General features: G+C 43.5%; 1 protein-coding gene. It reads right to left on the bottom strand.

The features are described from left to right. A partial coding sequence (locus tag JWH17_RS23250) for a transposase (protein ID WP_205225088.1) occupies positions 1 to 580 on the bottom strand: 580 nt, incomplete at its 3' end. Between the last annotated feature and the right edge of the window lie 142 nt (positions 581 to 722).

Here is a 722-nt window from a genome sequence, read left to right as displayed (position 1 = left end):
GTCGATGGTTATGGAAGGAAAACATGATCCCTGGCAGCCTTGTTTTCGCGTCATCAAGAAGTCTGGCCAGAACACGAACAGAATCGAAAAGCAATTCAGAGTCATAGGGTGCATGAATATTGGTTTCAACAACGGTGCAGTCTACGCGCACCTTGCGGCCTTTCTCAATACCTGCATCCTGGGCATAGCCGATCAACACCCTGTTGATCTCCTCCCATGTGGCTTCGGATATAGCTTTGATTGTTTTTTGCAGCGTTGATTTTTTAAAATGTTTCCCAAATGGGATTCTACAGAAAAGGCCATACGCCCTGGAATCAACCAGGCGAAATTCCAATTCTCTATAACTGCAGCCCTCTATTTGTTTTACGGATGCGGCGCGTATCACCTGCTCTGCAGTCATACCGCAGGCTCCACTTTTAGCATCGCTCTTTTGCGTTAATGAGCCAATATCTTGTAGAACCAGGTCGTATATGATAGTGTTTTCATCAAGTATATCACTGATCTTTTCCAACTCTTTCGCCTTGGGGTGGTCAGGGGCAGCCTCTGCTAAAGGTAGCTGTTGATTGTGAGTTTTTCGCATCTTTTTCGATTTCCGGAAATAGTTAATCAAGTAATTTTAGCGACTTACTAAAAAAACTTTACCAGGAATCGTAAAAAGAGCATCCCTTAAAAGGCGATTTTCTCTTACTAAATCAAATAAATAGCTTCTCGCGGACAGACAC

Origin of the sequence: Desulfogranum marinum (assembly GCF_016918565.1) — a bacterium.
GTDB classification, from domain to species: Bacteria; Desulfobacterota; Desulfobulbia; order Desulfobulbales; family Desulfobulbaceae; genus Desulfogranum; species Desulfogranum marinum.
The sequence above is the reverse complement of the archived record's forward strand: the minus strand, read 5'-3'. Positions and strand labels throughout refer to the sequence as shown.